The sequence below is a fragment of the Panacagrimonas sp. genome, from assembly GCF_965216805.1.
Lineage (GTDB): Bacteria > Pseudomonadota > Gammaproteobacteria > Nevskiales > Nevskiaceae > Panacagrimonas.
Genome location: NZ_CBDCGN010000002.1, coordinates 1,038,322 through 1,053,390, shown reverse-complemented (window position 1 = coordinate 1,053,390; position 15,069 = coordinate 1,038,322). Strand labels below are relative to the sequence as shown.

Below are 15,069 nucleotides of genomic sequence, written 5' to 3'. Positions count from 1 at the left end.
CAGCGCGGTTGCTCACCCTCTCGGCGGCGGCTCGGTGATGAAGCCCACCTTGAGGATCGAGGCGCGCTGGCAGGCTTCGACCACCTGGTTGACGTTCTCGTAGCGGGTTTCCTGGTCGCCACGGATGTGCACTTCGGGCTGGGGAACCTGCACCGCCACTTTGTACAGACGCTCCAACAGGGCTTGCTGGTCGGCCAGGGGGGTGGTGTTCCAGTACAGGGTGCCTTCGGCGTCTACCGCGATGGTGATGTTCTCGGGCTTGGTCTGCAGGGGCTGGTTTTCTTCAGCGGGCAGCACCACAGGAACGTTCTCGATCGCCACCGGAATGGTGATCAGGAAGATGATCAGCAGCACCAGCATCACGTCCACCAGCGGGGTGGTGTTGATGGCGCTGATGGTTTGTTCTTCTTCGTCTTCGGCAGGGCCGACGGACATGCTCATGTCTTGCTCCGGGAATCGTTGGAGGACGGGAATCGGGAATGGGGAATCGTTGAAAACCGGGAATCGGGAATGGGGAATCGTTGAAAACCGGGAATCGGGAATGGGGAATCGTTAAAGCCCAGGGTCTGCGCTTGCTTCTACGATTCCCGATTCCCGTCTGCCCATTCCCGGCTTCTCAGGCCTTCTTGTCCCCCACCCGCGTCCCGGACAGCAGCACCGAGTGCAGGTCGGCGGCAAAGGCTTTGACGCGGTCCATCGCGCCCTTGTTGCGGCGCACCAGCCAGTTGTAGCCAAGCACGGCAGGCACGGCGACGGCCAGGCCGATGGCGGTCATGATCAGGGCTTCTCCCACCGGGCCGGCGACCTTGTCGATGCTGGCCTGGCCGGAGATGCCGATGGCGGTCAGGGCGTGGTAGATGCCCCAGACGGTGCCGAACAGGCCCACAAAGGGGGCGGTGGAGCCCACCGTGGCCAGGATGGCCAGGCCGCCGGTGAGTTTGCTGTTGATGGCGTCGACGGCGCGATTGACGCTCATGGTGATCCAGCTGGAGCGGTCGATCTGTTCGACCAGGGTGCCTTCGTGGTGGGAATCGGCGCTGACGCCGCGATCCACGATGTACCAGAACGGGCCGCCCTTCTTGAGGGTGTCCATGCCGGAACGCACGTCGGCGGAGGTCCAGAATTTCCGGTCGGCAGCCTTGGCTTCGCCCAGCAGCTTCTGCTGTTCGATCAGCTTGACCACCAGAATGTACCAGGTCGCCGCCGACATGATGATCAGAATGAACAGGGTGCCCTTGGAGACGAAGTCGCCGTGTTCCCACATGGCCTTCAGCCCATAGGGGTTCTCGATCTCGACGGTCTCGGCCTCCGGCGCTTGCGCCGCCGCCGTATCCGCCGGCTCCGCAAACGGCTCGGCAAAGGGGTCGATGTCCAGGGCAGGGTCGATGGCGGGGTCAACGGCCGGATCGGTGGGTGACGCCTCGGCAGCCGGCGCATCGGCCGGCGTGTCCTGAGCAGACAGCGGAACACTCAGACCGAGCATGCCAAGCATCAGCAGCAAACCCGCCAGGCGCTGCGCCGTCGTCGTGATCGGGAACAGGGATTTGAGGAACGGCATGACGGACTTCTCCATTACTGCGGAACGCGGCCTAAAGAATGAGTTGAAAAACGGTAACGCAAAAATCGACGCTGGCGATGTCGCGCTCATTGCGGCACCACCCACTTGTAGCGGATCGAGAACCATGAGGCTTCGGGCTTGCCGTCGATGGTGCCGACGAAGAACTTGCAGCGGCTGAATGCGCGCACCGCCGCCGTGTCCAGTCGATCATGGCCGCTGCTGGCATCGACGCGCGTATCACGCACCTTGCCATCTTCTCCGATCAGCAGGCTGATCGCACTGGTGCCCTGCTCGCCCAGACGCTCCGACGCCGATGGATACTCCGGCTCGCGGCAAGCCCGCGGACTCCCCGCAAGATCGATGCGAGGCGCCACCCGCGCCACCCGCTTCGGCGGCGGCGGTGGCGCCGGGGGCGCCAGGATCTGCGTGGTCTGGCGGATCGCAGTGGTCGCTTGCGGGGGCGAGGCAATGACGATGTCCGGTGGCGGGATGAAGGGCGGCGGCGGTGGCTCGAACTCCGGCGTCGGCGGCGGCGGCTCGTCCACCGGCGGCGCGATATCTTCGATGATCTTGGTCTCGATGGGTGAGGGCAACAGCTCCACCGCCTTGCGCGCGAGGCCGCTCATCAACCCCCAGATCAGCAGGACATGCAGCCCGATCACAAACACCAGACCGGCCACGCGGTTCTGGTTGTGGGCGCCACCGTCAGTACCGAAATTCATCCGATTCCCACCTGCTCAACCTGTCCGTTTCGAGTTCATCTCACCGATGGCGGCTACCGCCCTCGGCGGCATCGCCAAACCCGCAGTTTGAGTGACCGCCCCCACCACGCAGGCAGAGGCAGTCACGCAAACGTAAGGAAAACCAGCGTCCAAAGCGGGAACGGCAACCTGCCGGTTGCCGTTCCCGGACCCGCGGTGCGTCGCGTTACGGCGCGGCCACGGTTCCCGGCAGCGTCCAGCCTGCCCACCAGGCCTCACCGGCCGCGGTACCCGGCTCGACGGCGCCGATGTAGTCGGTCGCGTCGAATTCGAAGCCCGAGCCGTTGTCGACCGGGACGATGGTTGGTGCCGTGATGGTCGGAGAACCGGTCAGGGCCAGGGCTGCGTCCACCCCGAACGTCGCGGCGCCCGAGTTGGTTTCGGTGTCGGCGTCGCGACGGTCGTAGAAGCCGTCCTGACAGTCGCCGATGACGTTGACCAGGGTCACGTCGGACAGCACCAGTTCGGTGATCGGACCATCTGCATCCGGATCGGCGTCGTCGATCCGGATACAACCGGTATCGAAGTTGTTGACTGCGGTGTTGTAGATCGCCGTGGTCAGCGCTCCGCGCAGCCGCATGCCAGGCTGCGCGCCGTTGGCGGAGGCCGGGTTGTTGTTGGACGCCGCGCCGAGGATGGTGACGTTGGCCAGGGTAGCGTTGGTCTGCGTCACATACTCGTCGTCAGAGCTGTTGGCCTCGATGCCGCGCGGATCGTTGTTGCCTTCCGGCGTCTCGCGATCCGCCATGATGACGATGGCGTACTGGATGTTGCCCATGTAGCCCTCGTCGTAGTCGATGCTGTCGTCATCGTTGCCGGTGGCGACGATGTAGCGCGCGTTGACCGTGCCGCCAAACCACTCGAAAGCATCGTCGAGATTGTTGTGGACCTGCACGTAGGCGACCTGCGTGGCGTGACCGACACCCTGCATGGTCAGGCCGTTGACCTCGTCATCGACGCCCACGGCCGTTCCACCCTCGGCGATGCGCACGTAACGGATGGTGCCGCTGTCATCGGCCGGATCGTCACCGCCGAAGAAGCCCGCTCCGCCTTCACCGGCGAGGTTGCAGAAGGTATCGCCGGGCGCGAAACATACACCCAGGTTGCCGCTGCGGAACTGCGGCGCAAAGCCCTGCACGATCACACCGCCCCACTCGCCGAGGCCGTCAAAATTCTCGTCGAGACTGCTGAAGGTGATCGGAGCGTTGGCCGTACCCGCTGCCTCCAGCTTCGATCCGCGGGTGACGATCAAGACGCCGTCGGTCAGGCCGCGGATGTCGGTACCGGGCTGAATGGTCAAGGTGACGCCGTCATCCTTGATCTGCTGCGCCTCGGCGTTATCGGCGATCTGGATGTTGCCACCGCCCACCAGTACCTGGCCGTCGAGAATCCACTGCACGCTGTTGACCAGGGTGTAGTCGGTATCGATGGTGCCCTCGATGGTGCAGATATCGCCGTTGCAGCTCACGAAGTCAGCCGGCGCCGGACCCTCCTCCTCGGGCACCAGCGTGCCGGGCAAGGTCCATCCCGCCCACCAGGCGTCACCGGCCGCGGTGCCGGGCTCAACCGCGCCGATGTAATCGGTCTGGTCGAACACGAAGCCGGAGCCGTTCGAGGTGGCCACGATGGTGGTCGGGCTGCCGAGTTCGGCGATGGCCTCGTTGATCGCGTAGGCATCGTCGACGGTGAACGTCGCGGCGCCGGTCACGCCGGTTTCGGTGTCGGCATCGCGGCGGTCGTAGAAGCCGTCCTGACAGTCGCCAATGACGTTGACCAGGGTCACGTCGGACAACACCAGTTCGGTGATCGGGCCATCGGCATCCGGATCGGCATCGTCGATCCGGATGCATCCGGTATCGAAGTTGTTGACCGCGGTGTTGTAGATCGCCGTGGTCAGCGCGCCGCGCAACCGCATGCCGGGCTGCGCGCCGTTGGCCGAGGCCGGGTTGTTGTTGGCTGCAGCGCCCAGCAACGTGACGTTGGCCAGGGTGGCATTGGTCTGCGGCACGTACTCGTCGTCCGAGCTGTTGGCCTCGATGCCGCGCGGATCGTTGTTGCCTTCCGGCGTTTCGCGGTCGCCCATGAGCACCAGCGCGTACTGGATATTGCCCATGTAGCCTTCGTCATAGTCGATGCTGTCATCATCGTTGCCGGTGGCCACGATGTAGCGTGCGTTGACCGTGCCGCCGAACCACTCGAAAGCATCGTCGAGATTGTTGTGGACCTGTACGTACTCGACCGTGGTCTGATAGCCCACGCCCTGCATGGTCAGGCCGTTGACCTCGTCGTCGACGCCCACGGCGGTGCCGCCTTCGGCGATGCGCACGTATCGGACGGTACCGCTGTCATCCGCCGGGTCGTTTCCGCCGAAGAAGCCGGCTCCGCCTTCACCTGCCAGATTGCAGAAGGTGTCGCCGGGTGCAAAGCACTCGCCGAGATTGCCACTGCGGAACTGCGGTGCGAAGCCCTGGATGATCACGCCGCCCCACTCGCCGAGGCCGTCGAAATCGGCATCGAGGCTGGAGAAGGTGATGGGCGCAGACACGGTGCCATTGGCTTCCATCCGCGAGCCGCGGGTGACAATCAGGACGCCGTCGGTCAGGCCGCGGATGTCGGTGCCGGCCTCGATGGTGAGGACGACGCCGTCATCCTTGACCTGCTGTGCCTCGGCGTTGTCGCTGATCTCGATGTTGCCACCGCCCACCAGCACCTGACCGTCGAGGATCCAGTCGCGATCCGCGGTCATGGTGAAATCCTGGTCGATGGTGCCGCTGACGGTGAAGGTGTTGCCGTCGCAGCTCAGGAAGTCGAGCCCGTCGAAGCCCGCGGGGCAATCGGTCGGATCCGGATCGGGGTCAGGATCCGGGCCGGGTCCCGCACCGCCGCCGCCGCCACCGCCGCCGCAGGCGGTCAGGATCATTGTGCTGCCGAACAGGGCGGCCAGTAGATAGTCTCGTTTCATGCCTTGTTTCCGTAGGTCGTGTGCCGAATTTCGGCGGCCTGTGTTGACTGGGTTTGCTTTTGCCGCCCCGCTACCGCAATTTCCAGACGCCGTCGCCATGGCGTCTCGTCCGATGCGTACTGCCAGACTGGATGGATCTGATGCCTCATCAGTTGAAGTTCACCGAATAGCCGAGAGACATCTCGATGCCCTCGTCGTAACCCTCGATCACTCTTCCACCCTGGGTGTACTCGACGCTTTCATCGAGCAGGTTCTTGACCCTGAAGCTGATCTTGGATTGCGCGAACAGCTCCTTCTCGTAATTGAAGTTCACGATCAGGCGACCGGCTTCCTCGATCGGCGGCTGGCCGCGCGTGATGCGGTCGATGCGGTCGTCGAAGTAATTGGCCAGCAGGGTCACCTTCTGGCCCCAGGGCAGGAAATCCCAAGCCACCTGCAGATTGGCCAGGAAGGGCGACTGACCTTGCAGTTCCCGCTTGGGATCGATCTCGAGCTGCTGGCTCAAGGGGTCCAGATCGACTTCGGAATCGATGAAAGACATGTTGGCGCCCATCGACAGGATGTGCGCGGCGTCGTCCAGGAAGGTATAACCACCGTCGATCTCGATGCCGGACACCGTGGCACCCTCGGCGTTGCGGAAAGTCAGGGTATCGGTAGCCGAACCCGAGCCGTCCTCCAGCGCGGTTTCCAGCGGGTCGTCGATGTCCTTGGTGAAGAAGGCGATCGAGATGCTGTCCTGATCGGCGAAGTAGTACTCCATGCGCACGTCAAAGTTGTCGATGATTGACGCTTCGCAGGTGGGACAGCCACGGAACTCGCGGCCGCGCTCGTCATAGAAGATCGACGGCGCCAGCTCGGTGAGGTTGGGACGCGAAACCGTACCGGCATATCCGCCGCGGAACTGCAGGGCATCGGTCAGGCGATAGGTGACCAGCAGCGAGGGCAGCAGCTCGTCGGAGTCCAGTTCGGATTCGGAGCCCGGGTCGTTCGGGAACGACAGCTCCTGGGTGAACTGGTCCTGGCGCACGCCGAGCACGATGGTCACCGCATCACCGAAGTCCGTCTTGGTCGAGACGTAGCCGGCGAAGGCTTCCTGTTCGCCGTCGTACGAATCGGTGTCGGTAGTTCGCTGCTGCAATTGAAAACTGTCCGCCAGGAAGTTTTCCGGCACGAACAATGATTCGGCATCCTGACCCAGAGACACATTAGGGCCATTGCCGCGACGGATACCAAGGCGCGCGAGATCCACTTCACGCTCGCGCAGATTGCCGAGCGCTCCAACCGTAACCTTGGTTTCGATGTTCGGCGTCAATGTCAGCGGCAGTTCGTAATCCAGACCCAAGTCAAGACCATCCTCCACCAGTTCCGAATAGCTGCGCTCGAACGTGCTCAGTGCCAGCGAATTGTTGATGTAACGATAGCTGCGCCGGTCCGGCGAATCGCGCCGGGTCTGCGACACCCCCGCGCGCCATGACAGCCGCTGGTCGCCGCCGAACAGGAAGTGTTTGCCTTCGAACTGCTGGGCCAGAAACTGGCGTTCCTCCCACTCGAGCAGGAACCGATCCAGGCCCGTGCCCTCGTCCTTGTTGATTCCGGACTCGACCTCGACGGTGTCCTCGGTATTGCGCAGCACGATGGTGCGGCTCAGATACTCGGCGCCGGACGCCGGGGTGAGGCCGGCGACGAAATAGCCCGACAGCGTGGTGTTGCGCTGGTCGCGGGTGTATTGCGTGTCGACCGAGTTGTCGTCGATGAACGCATCCTGGCGTGCCTTGCTGGAACGGTCATAGGAGACCGCGCCATAAAGACCCACCTCGCCGATGTCGCGATCGAACACGTTGCCCAGGGAGTAGGACAGACCGAAGTTCGGCGCTGCGGACTCCGCTTCAGGATTGAGCACGTTGGGCAGCAGGGTGGCCAGCCGACCCGCTTCCTCGCGCTCTACACAATTGGCCTGACCCTGAACCTGACACACGCTGAAATCCAGCCCGCCATTGCTGGCGGCATCAATCGCACCGGGCAGATCGCGGAAGCCGTCGTCGAAACCAAAGTCATCGGTATCGCCACCTTCATAGGTGCCCAGGTCCTCACCGGTGACGCCGTCGACGTATCCGAGTGAGAACGAAAACTTGTTGATGTACTCGTCCGGCACGCCACGCGTGTTCATCTTGATCACGCCGCCGGTGGTCTCGCCGGGCAGCTCGGCGGAGAAGTTCTTCTGGATCTCGATGCCGCCGAGGATGTCGGACGGAAACAAGTCGAGCTGCACGTCACGACGGAACGGATCGGTGCCCGGCATCAGGCTGCCGTTGAGCGTGGCCGCGATGTAGCGACCGTCCAGGCCACGCACCACTGCGTACTTGCCGTCGGACACCGAGATGCCGACCACGCGCTTGAGCGACGCCGCGACGTCGCTGTCGCCGAAGCGCAGCAGTTCGTCGACGCTGATGGCGCTGGTGACACTGTCGGAGAATCGTTCCACCTCCACCGCAGTCTGCTGGGCGGGCTTGAACGTCCCGACCACCGTGATTTCCTGCACGCCGTCTGCGCCAAACGAAGTTTCCGACGCGGGCGCGGCGGGCTCAGATGCGATGTCTGCGTCGGGGGCGCCGATTGCGCCGCCGACAGCGGGGGCTTCTGCACCGCCGAACTCCTGAACCTTTGGCTGCAGCGCGATCTGGGTGGCGATACCGACGTTCGCCAGCACCCGCAAGCCACCCTGGCGGGCCGGCTCATGTTCCGGATGGGTGACGTTGAGCGTGTAGTTGCCGCGAGCAATTTCGAAGCGGAATGCGCCATTGTCGTCGGAGACGGTTTCCACCTCGCTGCCCTCGACGCGCACGGTTGCGCCTGGCACGGCGTACCCGTCGGCATCGACGACATACCCTTCCACCAGACCCGGCGCGCCCCCTTCGCCGGTAGCAGCGTCAAAGGTGTCGAACGCGACCAGCGCGGGCTGTTCGAAATCGGTAAAGGTAAAGCTGAGGTCGGCGCTTTCGCCGGGTGCGGTCTGGAACTCGTACACGGTTAACGCGGCATCAAGCTTGAGCAGGCGGACGCGGTGACTGCCTGCTTCCAGGTCTGCCGTCAGACCACCGCGGCTGTCGGTGACGCCGACGACGCGACCGTCGAGCTCCACGTCCAGATCCTTCAGCGGATTGGCGCCCAGGAACGCGTTGAGATTGATTTCGGCGGCCAGCAGAAGCGGGCTGAACAGGACGACCGGGGTCGCGAGCAACAGCTTGAACAGCGATTTCATCTGAGGGGGCATCAATGGATCCAGCGGCGAACAACCTTTTTTGGACGTGCAGCCGGCCCAATCCGGTTGGAAAGTGGCGTCTATGGGGCTTCCAGTGCCGAGGTGGCGGCCTGGCCGCGATAAGCGTGTCGCGGCCAGGCCTGCTCACATCCGTTATTCGACCGATCGCCTTGCTCCGCGAGATCGACAGGCACGCTCACTGGCAGCCCTCAACGCTGCGCAAGTTACGCAGCGCTTGTGACGGTTTCATGACGAGTGCGCTTCGGCGAAGCGCCCAGGACGCACGCGCGGGTCGCCCGGTCCGCCCCCGGAGAACGCCGGCATCGGCGCGGCGCGCAGCGCAAGAATCCATCCTCGACAAGGGCTTGGAGCGCAAGGGCCCAAAGTTGTCGCAACCGCATCGCGGCCGCGCAACGTCCTCGGCACAGCGTCATAAATCTTTGTCACATGAGATAGGCAACCGCGAAGGTTCTCGCATAACGTTGCGCCGGGCCGGCGTTGGCCCGGGGAGTGACGATGAAGATTCGACAGCTCAACTACATTCTGGAAGTGGCGCGTCGCGGCTTGAACGTGACGGCGGCAGCGGAGGCGCTATTCACCTCGCAGCCCGGGGTCAGCAAGCAGATCCGCATGCTGGAGGAAGAGCTGGGCGTACCGATCTTTGTGCGTAACGGCAAACACCTCACCGAGATCACGCCGGCGGGCGCTCGGATTCTGGAATACGCCCAGCGCCTGCTGATGGAAGCGGACAACATCCGCAACATCGCCGAGGAGTTCCACGACGCTGATCGCGGTGAGCTGTCGATCGCCACCACGCATACCCAGGCCCGCTACGCGCTGCCGCCGGTGATCCAGAAATTCCGCAGCCGGTTTCCGCGGGTGCGCCTGCACCTGCATCAGGGTTCGCCTCAGCAGATCGCCAAGATGGCGTCGGACGGCCACGCCGACTTCGCCATCGCCACCGAGGCCCTGGAATTGTTCGAGGACCTGGTCATGCTGCCCTGCTATCACTGGAACCGCATCGTGCTGGTCCGACCCGACCATCCGCTGGTGCGCAGCGGGCGGCCGGCGCTGCAGGAGCTGGCCCAGCACCCGCTGGTCACTTACACCTTTGGCTTTACGGGCCGTTCCAAGCTGGACCAGGCGTTTGCCGCCCACGGCCTCAAGCCCGACGTGGTGCTCACCGCGGTGGACGCCGACGTCATCAAAACCTATGTGCGGCTGGGTCTGGGTGCCGGCATCGTCGCCGACCTCGCCTACGACCCGCAGGCCGACGCCGATTTGGTGGCATTGCCGGCCGATCATCTGTTCGAGGCCAGCACCACCCATATCGGCTTTCGCAGCAGCATGTTGCTGCGCGGTTACATGTACGAATTCATCGGCAGCTTTGCGCCGCACCTGACACCACGGCTGGTCGACGAGGTGGCCGGCATCCGCGACCCGGCGGAACGCAGCCGGCGTTCGCGCGAATTGGTGGAGGCCCTGCGCAAGCCTTGACCGGCATTCAAGCTATTCCCAAGTCGTCTGAGAATATAGCCGCCATATGCTGTTTGGCACCCTGAGTGACTGCTAGCCTGCGCGATCAATTGCCACCTTGCCGCCCGGATACGAAGCCGATGTACCGCTACGACTCCTACGATCAATCCCTGGTCGACCAGCGCGTTTCGCAGTTCCGTGATCAGACCCAGCGCTACCTCGCCGGCCAGCTGCCGGAGGAGGAATTTCGCGCGCTACGCCTGCGCAACGGACTGTATATCCAACGATTTGCACCGATGCTGCGCATCAGCATTCCATATGGCCTGCTGTCCAGCCGGCAATTGCGCATGCTGGGCCACATCGCCCGCACTTACGACAAGGGCTACGGCCACTTCACCACGCGGCAGAATATGCAGTTCAACTGGCCGGAACTGGCGCGGGTGCCGGACATCCTGGCCGACCTGGCCACGGTGGAGATGCATGCCATCCAGACGTCCGGCAACTGCATTCGCAACATCACCTCCGATCATCTGGCCGGCGTCGCCCGCGACGAGCTGGTGGATCCCCGGCCGTACTGCGAACTGACCCGTCAGTGGGCCACGTTCCATCCTGAATTCAACTGGCTGCCGCGCAAGTTCAAGATCGCGTTCTCGGCCTCGCAGAGCGATCGCGCGGCGGTGCGCGTCCACGACATTGGCGTACAGATCGTGCGCAACGACGCCGGTGAGCTGGGTTACACGGTGTTCGTCGGCGGCGGGCTCGGTCGCACCCCCATCATCGGCGTGCAATTGGCCGACTTTGTACCGGAACTGGACCTGCTGTCCTACCTGGAAGCGGTGCTGCGGGTCTACAACCTGCTGGGCCGACGCGACAACATCTACAAGGCGCGCATCAAGATCCTGGTCAAGGAAACCGGCCCGGAAAAATTCCGCCAGCTGGTGGAGGACGAGTGGGCCCGCATCCGCGAGGGCGAACTCCGGCTCGACCCCGCCGAACTGCAGAGCATGCAGCAGCACTTCACCCTGCCTGCTTACGCCAAGCTGCCAGACCCGGATCCGACTTACCAGGCGAGGCTGACCGAGGACCCGGCGTTTGCTGCCTGGACACGCCGCAACCTGCATGCGCATCGCCAACCCGGCTACGCGGTGGTGTTCGTGTCGCTCAAGGCCAACGGGGTGGCACCAGGCGATATCACCGCCGGACAAATGGACGCGCTGGCCGATCTGGCGGACCGCTATTCCTTCGGCGAGGTGCGCGCCACCCACGATCAGAATCTGGTACTGGCCGACGTCGCCAAGCGCGACCTCTATGCCCTCTGGCAGGCTTTGCGCGAGCAAAACCTGGCCACCCCCAACATCGGCCTGCTGACCGACCTGATCTGCTGCCCGGGACTGGACTTCTGCTCGCTGGCCAACGCCGGCTCCATCGGGGTGGCGCAGGACATTTTCGATCGCTTCGACAACCTCGACGACCAGCATGACGTGGGTCCCATCAAGCTCAAGATGTCCGGCTGCATGAACGGCTGCGGCCACCACACGGTAGGACACATCGGCATCCTGGGCGTGGATAAGAAGGGCGAGGAGTGGTACCAGGTCACCCTGGGGGGCTCGGCGGACACCGACGCCAGCCTCGGTGATCGCACCGGCCCCTCATTTGCCCGCGACGAAATCGCGGACGCCGTGCAGCGCATCGTGGAGGTGTACTTGGAACTGCGCCACAGCGAGGATGAAAGCTTCCTGCAGACCTATCGACGCGTTGGCATGGCCCCGTTCAAGGCGAGGTTGTACCCGCTGAAGGCAGCAGCATGAGCGCTGAGAATGGCGCCAGCCTGCAACCCTGGGCAATACCTGGCGGGGACAACGCATGAGCGCCCTCATCATCGACAGCCGGCAGGAGCAGGACAGCTTCGTACGACTTGGCGACGACGAACCGGTACCCCATGGGGCTCGCGTTCTGGTTTCGCTGGCGCACTGGCAGGCGCAGGCCGAGCGCATCTCCGAGGCCGCTGCGGCCGTGGGTGTGCTGCTTCCCAATACTGCCGACATCCTCGACCTGGCGCCGCGCCTGCGCTACCTGCCGCTGATCGTCCTCGAATTCCCCTCGTTTGCCGACGGCCGCGCCTATTCGCAGGCACGCCTGCTGCGCGATCGGGTCGGATTCACCGGACAGCTGCGGGCCACCGGCGCCGCCGTGGTACGCGATCAGATCGCTTTCCTGCATCGTTGTGGCTTCAACGCCTTCGAACTGCGCGCGGACCAGGACCTGGCTGCCTGTCTGCGTGCTGCCGCCGAACTCACCCCCGCCTACCAGCCCGCGCAGGACACTCGTCCGCTGGTCCGCAGATTGCGAAAAGGTGACGTGGCGCACGCCTCCTGAACGCGGTATTGGATAAGCTCAGCGAAGATTCATTTAGCCGGCGTAAATCCTTCTCGCGCATGGCGGTTCACGGAAGCTGATTGCAGCCTGGGGCCATGCTTGTCACATTGAAGCGGTTCCGCTTACATTGAGCCGGCAACGGCGTTGCAAGCCACCATCCGGTCAACAATTCGAAGCAGCGGGGAAATCCAATATGAAGGTCCAGGTCGTAGCGGCAACGTTTGTGGTCACGGCAATCTCCGTGGCTGCGGCCACCGCCCACGCGCAGGGCGCTGCCATCTCGGTTCCACAGACGCCACCCCATTCCTACGCCGGTGCCTCTTTCGGGTCGCCCATTGCCTTCGGCGCCGACTGGGGGGCGGTCGGCGTCGGTGTGTTCGGACAGACTTTGCCCGACGAATTCAATGGCCAGCAGGTCAGCGATGACGAAGACTTCGACGGTAGCGCTGCCCTGGTCGTCGGCCTCGGCGATGCCGACCGTTACGCCGGTCTGGAAGTGGCGGCGGTGACGACCTCGCTCACCGGCTCCGGCGATTTGAGCGGCCAGAACGATTCCGACGAGTTCGGCGAGTCGGGCGGTCTGTCGTTCAAACTGCATACCAACCTGCCCGGCGGCGCTGCCATTTCGGCCGGTGTCATCGGCACCAGCCGCTGGGGCGAAGCCGAGGACCAGAACGAGTCCAGCGTCTTTGCCAACGCCTCCAAGGTGTTTGCGATCGAAGCCGGTGCGCGCCGTCTGGCACTGGTCACCACAATCGGCGTCGGCGACGGCTTGTTCACCAACAGCATCGACGACGACGGCGTCAACGTGTTCGGCTCGGCTGCGCTGTACTTCACCCGCAATTTCTCGGTGATCGTCGACCACAGTGGCCGCTTCACCAACGTGGGCGCCTCGGTGGCGCCGTTCCGCGGCCAACCGCTGGTGCTGACCTTGGGCGCGGTCAACGTCGGCGAGCGCTTTGGCTCCGACGCCCAGTTCGGCGGCACCCTGTCCTACACCTTCTCTTTCTGAGGCCGATAGCCTCTCGCGCAATCGGAGATCGACATGAAATCCAATCTTCTCAAATTAATGGCCGCATCTTTGGCATTGCTTGCCACGGCCGCATCGGCTCAGGTCACCGGCGGTGGCGTCACCGGCGGCGGGGTCAGCGGCACCACAGGCGTGTCGGGTGGCCTGGCCAGTGACTTCGCCTCATCGCAGTCCCCCGCCGGCAGCAATTCCAAGGTCGGAGGCTTGGCGGCGTCGCTGGAACGGGTCTTCGGCAAGGAGGACACCGCCGACGCCGAGTGCGCCAAGCTCGGCAAATGCGATTAGCCCAGCCAAGCAGTATTTCCGGCAAGGCTCAACCGGCCTCCTCGATCAGGCACTGCTGATCGAGGTGTCGCCAAAGTAAGGCTGCAGCGCAGCGGGGATCGTGATCGATCCGTCCGATTGCTGGCAATTTTCCAGCACTGCCACCAGTGTGCGGCCGACCGCAAGGCCCGAACCGTTCAAGGTATGGACGAGTTCGGGCTTTTTGGTGTGCGGATGGCGGTACCGGGCCAACATGCGCCGGGCCTGGAAATCGCCGAAATTGCTGCAGGAACTGATTTCCCGATAGCGGTCCTGCGACGGCAGCCAGACCTCGATGTCATAGGTCTTGGCAGCGCCGAATCCCATGTCGCCGGTGCATAGCGCTACCGTGCGATACGGCAACTCCAGTTTTTTCAGGATCGCCTCTGCATGCGCGGTCAGCGCCTCGAGCGCGGCTTCGGAATCTTCCGGCAACACGGCCTGGACCAGCTCCACTTTTTCGAACTGGTGCTGACGGATCATGCCGCGGGTGTCGCGGCCGGCGGCGCCGGCTTCGGCCCGGAAGCAGGGGGTGTGACAGACCCATTTGCGGGGCAGCGATCCGGCTTCCAGGATCTCGTCGCGCAGCAGATTGGTCACCGGCACTTCGGCGGTGGGAATCAGGCTCCAGTCCTGGTCGCCCTTGAGCGCGAACAAATCCTCGCCAAACTTGGGCAACTGGCCGGTCCCGCGCAGGGACGCAGCGTTGACGATGTAGGGGACGTAAAGCTCCTCGTAGCCATGCTCGCGCGTATGCACATCGAGCATGAACTGGGTCAGCGCGCGGTGCAGGCGCGCCAAAGCACCGCGCAGCACGGTGAAGCGCGCGCCGGTGATCTTGGCCGCCGCGGCAAAATCCATCAGCCCCAGTGCTTCGCCGAGATCGGCGTGATCGCGCATGCCTTGCGCCGCACGCGGCTCGCCCCAGCGCCGGATCTCGACGTTGTCGTGCTCGTCGCGTCCGTCCGGCACGCTGGCGAGCGGCAGGTTGGGCAGGCCCATGGCGAAATCTTCGAACTCAGCCTGCAAGGTGCTCAAGCGCGCCTCGTTGTCGGTCAGTTGCGCCTTGATGCGATCCATGTCGGCCAGGATCGGGGACGCGTCCTCGCCCTTGGCCTTGGCCTGCCCGATACGCTTGGAACCGGCGTTGCGCTCGGCCTGCAACTGCTCGGTCTCGGTCTGGATCTGCTTGCGTGCAGATTCCAGTGCACGGAACCGCTCGAGATCGAAGGTGTATCCACGGCGTGCCAACTGCTGGGCAACAGCTTCGGGTTCGGCGCGGAGGCGGCGGGGATCGAGCATGACAATCGGCGAATCGGCGGAAGGGCCTGCGATTATCCGCGG

The 15,069-nt window shown here is 64.1% G+C and carries 11 protein-coding genes; 5 read left to right on the top strand and 6 right to left on the bottom strand.

Features of this window, described 5'->3' with window-relative positions:
* Positions 1-12: 12 nt before the first annotated feature.
* From ACOOHP_RS05005 to ACOOHP_RS04985, 5 genes are all read right to left on the bottom strand, one after another.
* A complete protein-coding gene (locus ACOOHP_RS05005) occupies positions 13-441 on the bottom strand; it encodes an ExbD/TolR family protein (protein WP_420465360.1) in 429 nt (142 codons plus the stop codon).
* A gap of 175 nt (positions 442-616) precedes the next feature.
* Entirely contained in the window at positions 617-1,558 is a 942-nt protein-coding gene (locus ACOOHP_RS05000; RefSeq protein WP_420465359.1) for a MotA/TolQ/ExbB proton channel family protein, read from the bottom strand.
* A gap of 86 nt (positions 1,559-1,644) precedes the next feature.
* Positions 1,645-2,280, bottom strand: coding sequence for an energy transducer TonB (locus ACOOHP_RS04995; protein ID WP_420465358.1), 636 nt, complete (start codon positions 2,278-2,280; stop codon positions 1,645-1,647).
* A 205-nt stretch (positions 2,281-2,485) separates the two neighbouring features.
* Positions 2,486-5,281 (bottom strand): hypothetical protein, encoded by a 2,796-nt coding sequence (locus ACOOHP_RS04990; protein ID WP_420465357.1) that lies wholly within the window; start codon positions 5,279-5,281, stop codon positions 2,486-2,488.
* Between the two features lie 148 nt (positions 5,282-5,429).
* The gene (locus ACOOHP_RS04985; RefSeq protein WP_420465356.1) at positions 5,430-8,552 is read right to left on the bottom strand and encodes a TonB-dependent receptor domain-containing protein; all 3,123 of its coding nucleotides are present in this window, start codon (positions 8,550-8,552) and stop codon (positions 5,430-5,432) included.
* Between the two features lie 504 nt (positions 8,553-9,056).
* On the opposite strand from ACOOHP_RS04985, the gene cysB reads away from it, so the two are divergent.
* From cysB to ACOOHP_RS04960, 5 genes are all read left to right on the top strand, one after another.
* On the top strand, positions 9,057-10,037 hold the full coding sequence (gene cysB, locus ACOOHP_RS04980; protein WP_420465355.1) for an HTH-type transcriptional regulator CysB: 981 nt from the start codon (positions 9,057-9,059) through the stop codon (positions 10,035-10,037).
* Positions 10,038-10,156: 119 nt separating this feature from the next.
* Complete coding sequence (locus tag ACOOHP_RS04975; protein WP_420465354.1) at positions 10,157-11,824, top strand: nitrite/sulfite reductase; 1,668 nt, start codon at positions 10,157-10,159, stop codon at positions 11,822-11,824.
* A gap of 55 nt (positions 11,825-11,879) precedes the next feature.
* Complete coding sequence (locus tag ACOOHP_RS04970; protein ID WP_420465353.1) at positions 11,880-12,392, top strand: DUF934 domain-containing protein; 513 nt, start codon at positions 11,880-11,882, stop codon at positions 12,390-12,392.
* A gap of 193 nt (positions 12,393-12,585) precedes the next feature.
* Positions 12,586-13,404 (top strand): hypothetical protein, encoded by an 819-nt coding sequence (locus ACOOHP_RS04965; RefSeq protein WP_420465352.1) that lies wholly within the window; start codon positions 12,586-12,588, stop codon positions 13,402-13,404.
* 33 nt (positions 13,405-13,437) lie between these two features.
* The gene (locus tag ACOOHP_RS04960) at positions 13,438-13,707 is read left to right on the top strand and encodes a hypothetical protein (protein ID WP_420465351.1); all 270 of its coding nucleotides are present in this window, start codon (positions 13,438-13,440) and stop codon (positions 13,705-13,707) included.
* Positions 13,708-13,752: 45 nt separating this feature from the next.
* Here ACOOHP_RS04960 and serS read toward each other — a convergent pair whose 3' ends face one another.
* Entirely contained in the window at positions 13,753-15,027 is a 1,275-nt protein-coding gene (gene serS, locus ACOOHP_RS04955; protein ID WP_420465350.1) for a serine--tRNA ligase, read from the bottom strand.
* Positions 15,028-15,069: the final 42 nt, after the last annotated feature.

Coding starts and splice junctions, on each gene's coding strand:
- ACOOHP_RS05005 (WP_420465360.1), bottom strand. CDS start 441: ATGAGCATGTCCGTCGGCCCTGCCGAAGACGAAGAAGAACAAACCATC.
- ACOOHP_RS05000 (WP_420465359.1), bottom strand. CDS start 1,558: ATGCCGTTCCTCAAATCCCTGTTCCCGATCACGACGACGGCGCAGCGC.
- ACOOHP_RS04995 (WP_420465358.1), bottom strand. CDS start 2,280: ATGAATTTCGGTACTGACGGTGGCGCCCACAACCAGAACCGCGTGGCC.
- ACOOHP_RS04990 (WP_420465357.1), bottom strand. CDS start 5,281: ATGAAACGAGACTATCTACTGGCCGCCCTGTTCGGCAGCACAATGATC.
- ACOOHP_RS04985 (WP_420465356.1), bottom strand. CDS start 8,552: ATGCCCCCTCAGATGAAATCGCTGTTCAAGCTGTTGCTCGCGACCCCG.
- cysB (WP_420465355.1), top strand. CDS start 9,057: ATGAAGATTCGACAGCTCAACTACATTCTGGAAGTGGCGCGTCGCGGC.
- ACOOHP_RS04975 (WP_420465354.1), top strand. CDS start 10,157: ATGTACCGCTACGACTCCTACGATCAATCCCTGGTCGACCAGCGCGTT.
- ACOOHP_RS04970 (WP_420465353.1), top strand. CDS start 11,880: ATGAGCGCCCTCATCATCGACAGCCGGCAGGAGCAGGACAGCTTCGTA.
- ACOOHP_RS04965 (WP_420465352.1), top strand. CDS start 12,586: ATGAAGGTCCAGGTCGTAGCGGCAACGTTTGTGGTCACGGCAATCTCC.
- ACOOHP_RS04960 (WP_420465351.1), top strand. CDS start 13,438: ATGAAATCCAATCTTCTCAAATTAATGGCCGCATCTTTGGCATTGCTT.
- serS (WP_420465350.1), bottom strand. CDS start 15,027: ATGCTCGATCCCCGCCGCCTCCGCGCCGAACCCGAAGCTGTTGCCCAG.